At 70.4% G+C, this 6,630-nt stretch carries 9 protein-coding genes; 1 reads left to right on the forward strand and 8 read right to left on the reverse strand.

The window, feature by feature from the left end:
- Positions 1-28 precede the first annotated feature (28 nt).
- The 4 genes from ACIRPT_RS04250 to ACIRPT_RS04265 form a co-directional block, all read right to left on the reverse strand.
- The gene (locus ACIRPT_RS04250) at positions 29-1,096 is read right to left on the reverse strand and encodes a serine hydrolase domain-containing protein (protein ID WP_403821975.1); all 1,068 of its coding nucleotides are present in this window, start codon (positions 1,094-1,096) and stop codon (positions 29-31) included.
- Positions 1,097-1,690: 594 nt separating this feature from the next.
- The gene (locus ACIRPT_RS04255) at positions 1,691-2,107 is read right to left on the reverse strand and encodes a YkvA family protein (RefSeq protein WP_403821978.1); all 417 of its coding nucleotides are present in this window, start codon (positions 2,105-2,107) and stop codon (positions 1,691-1,693) included.
- Positions 2,108-2,274: 167 nt separating this feature from the next.
- Positions 2,275-2,475 carry a DUF5132 domain-containing protein gene (locus ACIRPT_RS04260; protein ID WP_403821981.1) on the reverse strand — a complete coding sequence of 67 codons (201 nt, stop codon included), beginning with the start codon at positions 2,473-2,475 and terminating at the stop codon, positions 2,275-2,277.
- A 266-nt stretch (positions 2,476-2,741) separates the two neighbouring features.
- Positions 2,742-3,506 carry an SDR family NAD(P)-dependent oxidoreductase gene (locus ACIRPT_RS04265; protein ID WP_403821984.1) on the reverse strand — a complete coding sequence of 255 codons (765 nt, stop codon included), beginning with the start codon at positions 3,504-3,506 and terminating at the stop codon, positions 2,742-2,744.
- A gap of 170 nt (positions 3,507-3,676) precedes the next feature.
- On the opposite strand from ACIRPT_RS04265, the gene ACIRPT_RS04270 reads away from it, so the two are divergent.
- Entirely contained in the window at positions 3,677-4,060 is a 384-nt protein-coding gene (locus ACIRPT_RS04270) for a hypothetical protein (RefSeq protein WP_403821987.1), read from the forward strand.
- Between the two features lie 104 nt (positions 4,061-4,164).
- Here the strand turns inward: ACIRPT_RS04270 and ACIRPT_RS04275 are convergent, their stop codons facing one another.
- The 4 genes from ACIRPT_RS04275 to ACIRPT_RS04290 are packed head-to-tail and all read right to left on the reverse strand — an operon-like array spanning position 4,165 to position 6,626.
- Positions 4,165-4,353, reverse strand: a complete 189-nt coding sequence (locus tag ACIRPT_RS04275) for a hypothetical protein (protein ID WP_403821989.1) — start codon at positions 4,351-4,353, stop codon at positions 4,165-4,167.
- Positions 4,354-4,384: 31 nt separating this feature from the next.
- On the reverse strand, positions 4,385-5,122 hold the full coding sequence (locus tag ACIRPT_RS04280) for an SRPBCC domain-containing protein (RefSeq protein ID WP_403821992.1): 738 nt from the start codon (positions 5,120-5,122) through the stop codon (positions 4,385-4,387).
- Positions 5,123-5,152: 30 nt separating this feature from the next.
- On the reverse strand, positions 5,153-6,400 hold the full coding sequence (locus tag ACIRPT_RS04285; RefSeq protein WP_403821995.1) for a cytochrome P450: 1,248 nt from the start codon (positions 6,398-6,400) through the stop codon (positions 5,153-5,155).
- A gap of 10 nt (positions 6,401-6,410) precedes the next feature.
- A complete protein-coding gene (locus ACIRPT_RS04290; RefSeq protein ID WP_403821998.1) occupies positions 6,411-6,626 on the reverse strand; it encodes an MbtH family protein in 216 nt (71 codons plus the stop codon).
- Positions 6,627-6,630 lie beyond the last annotated feature (4 nt).

Consider the following 6,630-nt stretch of genomic DNA (forward strand, 5'->3'; position numbering starts at 1 on the left):
GGCGTGACGGAACGTTCGGGCGGGTGGTTCAGCGGCACAGGGCCGTGTCCACCGCACCGTCCATGCGCTCCTTGGTTGCCTGGCTCGGCTGGAGGGTCACCGCGACATGGGCGGCGCGGCCGTCCTCGGTGGCGCCGCCTCGGGTCTCGTATCCCGTCATGCTGCCGCCGTGGCCCCAGTACACCCCGCCGCACGACAGCGGCGTACGCACGATTCCCAGCCCGTACCGGGCACCGGCGGGAAAGGGGTAACCGGCGGGGACGGTGGTGCGCATCAGGTCGAGCTGAGCCTTCGGGAGGAGGCGACCGGCCAGCAGCTCGGTGAAGAACCGGTTCAGGTCGGAGTCGGTGGACACCATCTGACCCGCGGCCCAGGCCCAGGAGGGGTCCCATTCCGTGGCGTCGACCAGCGGCCCGCCTGCCGAATCCTGGTAGTAGCCCCTGGGATGGCGCTCCCGGATCGTCAGCTCGCCGGGGGCGGGGAAGTAGGTGTGGCGCAGTCCGATGCGTTCGATGACGCGCCGGTCGATCTCCTCGGCGAGCGGGCGGCCGGTGACCTTCTGGACGATCAGGCCGGCCACCAGGTAGTTCGTGTTGCTGTAGGACCATTTCGCGCCGGGGGTGAAGTCGGCCCTGTGCTGGAGAGCGAGGTCGAGGAGCTCACGGGGGTCGTAGGAGCGGATGTCGTCGCTGAGGTACTTGCTGTAGTTCGGAAGTCCGCTGTTCTGTTGGAGGAGCTGGCGAACGGTGATGCGGCGTCCGTCGATCCCGTCCCCGCGGACGAGGCCGGGCAGATAGGTGTGAACCGGGGCGTCGAGGCCGATCTTCCCTTCACCGACCAGTTGCAGCACGACCACTGCGGTGAACGTCTTGGTGTTGCTGCCGATGCGGACCTGACCGTCCCGGGGCACCTCCGCGCCGGTGGCCAGGTCACCGACCCCCGCGGTGAAGGTACGGGTGCGGCCGCCAAGGCCCTGGACGCTCGCCAGCGCGGCGGGCACACCGTCGGTGTGCACCAGCGTGTTCAGGCCCTTCCGGACGGAGTCCGGCCCGGCGGCGGCAAACGCCGAGGGTGGCGCCAGGGCGCCCATCGTCATGACGCCGAGGGCCACCGCGGCCGGCACGACTCTGCGCCGACCACTCCGCCGCCCGGACGAACGAAACCTCTGCCATGCCTGCTCACGCACGAGTCAACTCCTACGGAATCCGCGGAAACCGGCTGCCGACCGGCTGCCTGTGCCGGACCCAGCATCTCGGGAGGCGACCCCGCGGGACGATCGTGCTACCCGGTCAGGTCGTGGTGGGGCTAACCTCCGGCGCGCTCAGCCGGCGGGGAACGGGCGGGGCAGGGACACTCTGGGGGCGGTGTCAGGGTGCCGCCCGCCTGGCCTCCTTCGCCCCCTCTCCCCGAGCGGCACGCTCCCGGTGCGCGTCTTCGACTTCCGCCGCACGCACGGCACGGACGGCGAGGACGAGCGGTGGATGTGGACGATCAACGGGCGGCCGTTCGGCACCGACGCGGTGCCGGCCACGCCGCGGCTGGGCAGTGTGGAACGCCGGCGCTTCAGCAGCGACTTCCACCATCTCGTCCATGTGCACCTGGCCCAGTTCCCGGTCGGGGCCGGGGGAGCGGCGACGGCTCCGCCGCCCGAACGGGCGAGTGTCCGCCGCCGTTCCCGGTCGGTGGTCGCTCAGGTCCCGTCGGCGGCGCGTGGGAGTCCGGCCAGGCGGGACAGCGCGGCGAAGCCGTCGTCGGTGCCGGGCCAGTGAGCGCGTACCGCCTCGATCCCGGCCCGCCGTACGACGCTCCGCAGGACGAACGCAACGATGATGGCGTCGTCGGCATAGCCGATGACCGGTAGGAAGTCGGGGATCAGGTCGATGGGCGAGGCCAGATAGACCATCAGCAGGCCGAGCCGGACCCGTACGCCCCGGGGCAGCGTCTTGTCGGCGGCCAGGCGGCGCAGCAGCCGCACCAGATCCGGGAGCAGCCGTACGGCCTCGGCGAGCAGGGCGCCCTTGGGGCGGATCAGCAGCAACGCGATCAGCAGAGCCAGCCACGCGGCGAGCAGGCCCGCGCCGATCGCGATCACTATGTCCCACCACATGCGGTGCTCCGATTCAGTCGACGGCGCGGCACCGCTCCACCGCTTCCCGCGCCGCCGTGGCGCCGGGGGCGCAGACTACGGGCAGCCGTCGATCGTCACCCTCGCACGGTGGACGTCGTGGGACAGGGCAAGCGCCGTGCACCCCGTTTCCCGCTGACCGCCGGTCTTCAGCCGGCTGGGGCACCCTGCGCCGCTACCTCACCGTCGACTTTCACGCGACGCGTGCGAGCCGAACTCGCCAGCTTCTCGGCAGCCACTTCCTGGGTGATGTCCTGGATCTCCTCGCCCGCCTCGATGGCCGCACGCCTTACTTCGAGGGTCAAGCCGACCGACGTCTTGATGATGCCCCGCACCAGCGGTTTCGCCACTCTCTTGATCAGAGGAGCCGTGACCAGGCCGATGAGGAAGGGAGGAACTACAGGGGGCATGTGTGAACCCTCTCTTGTGTGCACAGCTGGGTAGATATTTCACCCCCACCGAAAAACACCGTAGTCGGCCCTCGGCCGCTACGCCCGGGGACGCCGACGGCTTTCATTCGTTCGGCCGGAGGCACGCCGGAGCGGCCCGTGACTGCGGAGCGGGATCAGAACGGTTCCGGTGCGCCCCGCCCGCTGCGGCGCCGTGGTTGAGGTTGCTACAGGCTGACGCCGCCGGTGACGTCGATCTTGGCGCCGGTGATCCAGCGCGCGTCGTCGGAGGCCAGGAAGGCGACCGCGTCGGCGATGTCCGGGACCTGGCCGATCCGGCCGAGGGCGGTCAGGCCGATGTTGCGCTCCAGGTTCGCCGGGTCGGCCAGCACGCCGGCGGTCATGTCGGTGCGGGTGAATCCGACGACGACGGAATTCACGGTGATCCCGCGGGGGCCGAGGTGCTTGGCCAGGGTGTGGCTGAACACTTCGAGTGCGCCCTTGGTGAGCGGATAACCGATGCCGTGCAAGGAGGCGATACGGGTGGAGACGGATGAGATGTTGATGATCCGGCCACCGTCGCGCAGCCGTGGCAGCAGCCGCTGGGTGAGGAAGAACGGTGCCTTGATGTTGACCGCGACCATCTGGTCGAACTCCTCAGGGGTGAGAACCTCGATCGGCCGCCCCATGAGGTTGAGCCCCGCGTTGTGGACCAGGATGTCGATCGTCGATTCCCCGTGTGCGCGCAGTCCGGACTCCAGTCCGGCCATGAGCGTGTCCACGTCGTCGGGAACGCCCAGTTCGGCGCCCACGGTGAACGCCCGGCCACCGGTCTCGGCGATGGTCGCGGCGGTCTCCTCGGCCGCCGCCTCGTTGCTGCCGTAGTGCACGGCTACCAGCGCGCCCTCCCGGGCCAGGCGTTCGGCGATGCCTCGCCCGATGCCCCGGCTGCTGCCGGTGACCAGTGCGACCTTTCCGCTGAGGTTTCCCATGTTCACTCCTTGATCGTGGTCCGCGGAGTTCCCCTTATCGACTTAAGTAAGGTTAGCCTCACCTGAATGTGACGAGTGTTCAGTCGCCGGGGCCGGTGCCCTTCTCGGCCACGGACACGCGCGCCGCCGGCTGGGCGTAACAAGGAAGCGGAGCCTTCGTTGGCCTGGGTATGACTGCCCTTCGGAAGATCGTCACAGGTATCGGGGCGACGGCCGCAGCCGTCGGCATCGTCTTCGCCGCGGGGCCGCCGGCGACGGCTGCCGGCAAGTGGTGCAACAACGCCGTCTGTATTGAGACCTACGACTCAGGGACCTATCTGGGCAGGGTGGAGGTCTCGGTCGTCAACACGAACCGGCCCCACAGGATTTCCGCGCGCGTGTGGACCACCAACGGGTGGGGCGCCGACACCAAGGTCGAGGACGTCGACGCGTTCCGCACCTACCGCGATCAGGCGTACCCTCAGCGCCACTTCCCGGCGGGCACCCGGCTGTGCGCGGAAGGCTTCCGCGGCGGCGAGAGCGTCGGCCTCCCCTGTGTGACCATCACCGAGTGACCTCCATACGGGGGCGTTCCCGGACACGGGCGCCCATGGACGAGGCCGGTGCCGTCCGGCGCAGCAGCTCCGGACGGCACCGGCCTCGCGACGTCGGAAGACGTCTACCGGCGGCCGCGTGCCGGTGCGGTGCTGAGCTTGGAACTCAGCACCGACAGGAAGGTCGGCAGCTTGTCCACCGCGGATTTGGGGACAGGGGTGACCTGGACCGTGTCCCGCACCACGTCCTGCACGACGAGCTTGTAGGTACCGCCTTCCTGGACGAGTTCGGCGGCGTAGAGCAAGGTTTCCACCAGAGGTCCTTCGGTCGTGTCGGGCGACGCGTCAGGCGCCGTTGAGCCAGGCGTTCCACGCCTTGGTGGCCTGCTGTTCGTCCGCGTCCTCGGCGAACAGGTGGTGGCCCAGCCAGATCGGCCAGTTCCAGGAGCTGCCGTTGAAGAACCGGTACACCGCGTCCGGGCCGCGCAGGCCGACGAAGTCGGGGCTGAGCCAGTCCACGACCACTTCTTCCGAGCCGCCGTCCGCACCCGGGAGGTCGAGCGACAGCCGGTCTCCGACGGCCGTGTCGTCGGCGAGGCCGAGGCGTCGGCGCAGAGCGGCGAAGTCGGCGGGGTCGTCGGTGCGCTCCCCGCGGTCGGCCTTGACGTAGACGGCGGGGCGGCCGGCGAAGTGCCTCAGGTACGTGGCGAGGCCGTCCTGGTAGAAGCCGACGTGCTTCTCTGCCGCGTCCGCCTTGGTGTCCCAGTGCTCGTCGACGACTCCCGTGTGCACCCAGTGGATTCCCATCCGCAGGTGGCTGGTTCCGTCGTCGCGCGGCTCGATCCGGTAAGTGAGGGTGTTGGAGAATCCGTCGTCCATGGACACGCGCACGGCGAAGTGGTGCGGCGGCTCCCACGCCACGACGGTGCCGTCGGACCGGGTGACCTTTCCGCCGACGCGCGGCTCGACCTCCATGGGGTACAGCCAGCCGAGGTTGCCGGCGCCGGTGGCGACCGCGTTCCAGACCTGCTCGGGCGTGGCGGGCAGGTCCTGCTCGTAGCCGGCCTTGAACTCTCGGGCCATGGTCAGTTCTCCTTCGTCATCGTTCAGGTGTCAGTACGTGAGCGGGAGGGCGCTCAGCCGCCGTTGCAACGGGTTGGGCCGCCATTCGAGGGCCGCCCCCTCGGCGAGGCGCAGCTGCGGGAGGCGGCGGACGAGCGTGCCGATGGCCACCTCTGCCTGGAGCTTGGCCAGCGGACCGCCGAGGCAGAAGTGCGGGCCGTTGCCGAAGCTCAGGTGCCGGTTGCCGGGGCGCGACAGGTCGAGCCGGTCGGGCTCCTCGAAGCGTTCGGGGTCACGGTTGGTCGCGGCGAGCACCAGGTACACCAGCTCGCCCTCGCGCAGCGTCTGCCCGCCGATCTCGACGTCCTCGGCCATGACCCGGACGATCGCCTGGGTCGGCGTGTCGTAGCGGGCGAGTTCGTCGACCGCCGTGCGGATCAGCGCCGGGTCCTCGCGCAACCGGGCCAGCTGGTCGCGGTGGCGCAGCAGGGCGAGCGTGCCGTTGCCGACCAAGTGGGTGGTGGTCTCGTCTCCCGCGGTGATCAGGACGAAGCAGGTGGACAGCAGTTCGGAGTCGGTGAGCCGGTCGTCCTGCGCCTGCGTCGCGACCAGGGCGCTGATCAGGTCGTCGCCCGGGTCGGCCCGGCGTCGGCGGACGAGCCGGGCGAGGTACTCCTCGTACTGCTCGATCGCCGCCTCGGACTTGTCGATGTCCTCGGTGAGCCGGCCGAAGCGGCGGAACCAGCTCTTGACCTGCGGGCGGTCCTCGGGCGGGATGCCGAAGAGCTCGCAGACGACGGACAGCGGCAGCGGGGAGGCGACCGCCTCGATCAGGTCCATGGCCGACCCCGCCGCGACCGCCTCGTCGACGAGCCGGTCGACGATCCGCTGGATGCCGTCGCGCAGGGCTTCGACCCGCCGGGCGGTGAAGGCACGGTTGGCCAGCTTGCGCAGCCGGGCGTGGTCCGGCGGGTCGGTGTTGCTCATCACCCGGCCGAGCCGGTCGGTGAGCCTGCTGAAGGCCTTCAGGTCGCCGCCGAGCGCGCTGTAGGCGCGGGTCATCCGGCCCCGGTCGTTGGACAGCCGCAGGTCTCCCAGGGCCGCCTCGACGTCGGCGTACCGGGTGAGGTACCAGATGCCCTGGGTGCTGCGGTGGACCGGGCTCTCGCGCCGCATGCGGGCGTAGAACGGGTACGGGTCCCGGCGGGCCTCGGGCGTGTGCAGCGCCGCGGCGAAGTCGCCGGGCCGGACGGGGCCCGCGGTGCCGCGGGCCCCGTCCAGGGTGTCGGTGGAGGTCATGTCGGCCGCGCTACCGCTGGGCGTCCATGGCGTCGACGAGGCTCTTGGGCCGCATGTCGGTCCAGGTCCGCTCGACGTACTCCAGGCAGGCGGCGTGGGTGTCGGGGCCGTGCGCGACGGTCCAGCCGGCCGGGACGTCCGCGAACTGCGGCCACAGCGAGTGCTGGTTCTCGTCGTTGACGAGCACGAGGAAGGTGCCGTCCTGGTCCTCGAACGGGTTGGTCATGGGA

The organism is Streptomyces sp. NPDC101227, from assembly GCF_044767545.1.
Classification (GTDB): domain Bacteria; phylum Actinomycetota; class Actinomycetes; order Streptomycetales; family Streptomycetaceae; genus Streptomyces.